We start from the raw sequence: 2,390 nt of genomic DNA on the forward strand, positions 1-2,390 counted from the left end.
CGTGCGACCAGCTCGGTCGCGTAGGTACGTCAGGCCTTCTCAGGCACGTTGAGATCTGAGGAAATCGGCATTATACCTAGCCCGGCAACACTGCGGGCAACGCGGCCTCAAGCCGTGTGTAGCAATTGTCCGACCGGTTTGCCGGGAGCGGACCAGGTGTCCAACCACCTGTAGCCTAGGAGCAGTGCGGGGCTGGTAACGGCCCGGTGCGAAGCGCTCTGACAATGTAATCACCCTCTCGGGGTCCAGCTGACCCCGCGAGGGGACAGCTGGGATCTTGCTTCCGCAAGCAAGTGAGATGCTAGGCTGGATCGAAGGGTTAGCGTAAGCGAACCGTTCAAAAGCGTCGTCAAGCTAAGCAGGCTTAGGCGGATAAGTGGCCTGTCTGTGGTCGGTTAGGGTATAGCTTGGTTACCCTACGTTGGCATCATGACCACCGGCGCAATGACGGAACCCTCCCGATCCGTGTTGCTGACACGGAACTGGGTAAGACCGACACGGTGTCCCCTCGGGGACTAGCGAGCCGCAAGGCGAAGCGATGCCGTAGCGGTTAAAGGATGGTGGAGAAAGCGAATGCCGGCCTGTAACGGGCCGGATAGGGGATGAAACGATGGCCCCGAGCCGAAAGGCTGCAGACTTCCACCAGGTGGTTCGTCGCTAGACCGACCACTGTAGCAACCCCCAGAGAGGGCGGATCATCGCCCTCTTGGGGGAGATGTATCTGCCCTATGGGCGGGCGTAGCTCAATGGTAGAGCGTTTGGTTCCCAACCAAGTGACGTGGGTTCGATTCCCATCGCCCGCTCCACTCTGGATCTTCTATCCAAGTGGAGGCAGATATGGACACGTCCCATCGTGATGTCGTCTCCCCCCAATGGCATGCGTGGCACCACATCGAGTGGCGTCAGGCACACCAAAGGGTCAGGAGGCTACAAGTTCGAATAGCGAAGGCGACCAAGGAGTGTAACTGGCGCAAGGTCAGACAGCTCCAGCGTCTGATCACAAGGTCAACGAGTGCGAAGGCTGTTGCCGTCAAACGAGTGACTGAAAACCGTGGCCGCAAGACCCCCGGTATTGACGGGGAGACGTGGTCAACGCCAGAAGCCAAGTGGCTGGCCGTCAAGACCCTGCACGTCAGGGGTTATAGGGCCAAACCCATGCGGCGAGTGCATATCCCCAAGGCCAATGGCGGGAAGCGCCCTCTCGGCATCCCGACCATGAAAGACCGCGCCATGCAGGCTCTGCACCTGCTAGCGCTTGAACCTGTAAGCGAGACGACGGGTGACCTCAACTCCTACGGATTTCGGCCCAACCGTTCTACCAAGGACGCAATGGCCCAGTGCTGCAATGCACTGTCCCGACCCAGTTCTCCGCAATGGGTACTGGAAGGCGACATCCGAGGCTGTTTCGACAACATCAGCCACGAGTGGCTACTGAAGCACGTCCCCATCGACAGGAACGTGCTGAAGCAGTGGCTCAAGGCAGGTGTCGTGGACGCGGGCCGGCCCTACCCTACGGTAGCCGGAACGCCACAGGGGGGCATCATTTCCCCTGTGCTGGCAAATCTTGCACTGGACGGCATGGGGGAACTGCTTAGTCAGAACTTCACACGCCGAAGCAAGGTGAACTTCATCCGATACGCCGATGACTGGATCGTGACCGGGTCCTCGCAAGAGGTCGTGGAAAGAGCCAGGCGTCTGATCAAGGCATTTCTCAAGGAACGAGGGCTGGAGCTCTCCGAGAAAAAGACCAAGATCACTCACATCGATGAGGGCTTCGACTTCCTGGGGTGGACCTTCAGGAAGTTCGGTCAGGACTGGAGAATGACCCCGTCGAAAACCAGCCGTAAGCGCCTGTACGCGAAGGTTCGCACGGTCGTCCATAAGCATCGGACGTCCAAGCAGATCAGCCTGATAGCTGAGCTGAACCCAATCCTCCGGGGCTGGGCTCAATACCACAAGAATGTGGCTGCTACGCGCATCTTCAACCAGATGGACCACATGGTCTGGAAGGCGCTATGGAGATGGGCCAACCGCAGACATCCCAACAAAGGGAAACGCTGGATTCGCGCCCGATACTGGTCGCGTAAAGGCTCCCGGAGTTGGGTGTTCAGCGAAGGGGAGCACAAGCTGTTCCTACTGTCCGAGGTGAAGTGCTGCAGACACGTCAAGATCAAGTCTGACGCCAACCTCTACGACCCAGCTGACGAGGAGTACTTCGAGAAACTGGTGAAACGCCAGATGCTCGCAAACGCGATTCCAAAGCTGAACACGGTCTGGAAAAGGCAGCAAGGTAAGTGCCCAGTCTGCGCCCAACCCATCACGACCGAGACCCGGTGGGACGTTCATCACAAGGTCTGGAAGTGCCACGGGGGGAGCGACAAGCTGGACAA

The 2,390-nt window shown here is 58.7% G+C and carries 1 protein-coding gene and 1 tRNA gene; both read left to right on the forward strand.

Features of this window, described 5'->3' with window-relative positions; all coding sequences use genetic code 11:
• Positions 1 to 732 precede the first annotated feature (732 nt).
• A tRNA-Gly gene (locus BLP95_RS16555) sits at positions 733 to 806 on the forward strand.
• Between the two features lie 31 nt (positions 807 to 837).
• A partial coding sequence (gene ltrA / locus BLP95_RS16560) for a group II intron reverse transcriptase/maturase (RefSeq protein WP_089681253.1) occupies positions 838 to 2,390 on the forward strand: 1,553 nt, incomplete at its 3' end.

The sequence above is a fragment of the Halomonas shengliensis genome (assembly GCF_900104135.1).
GTDB lineage: Bacteria > Pseudomonadota > Gammaproteobacteria > Pseudomonadales > Halomonadaceae > Halomonas > Halomonas shengliensis.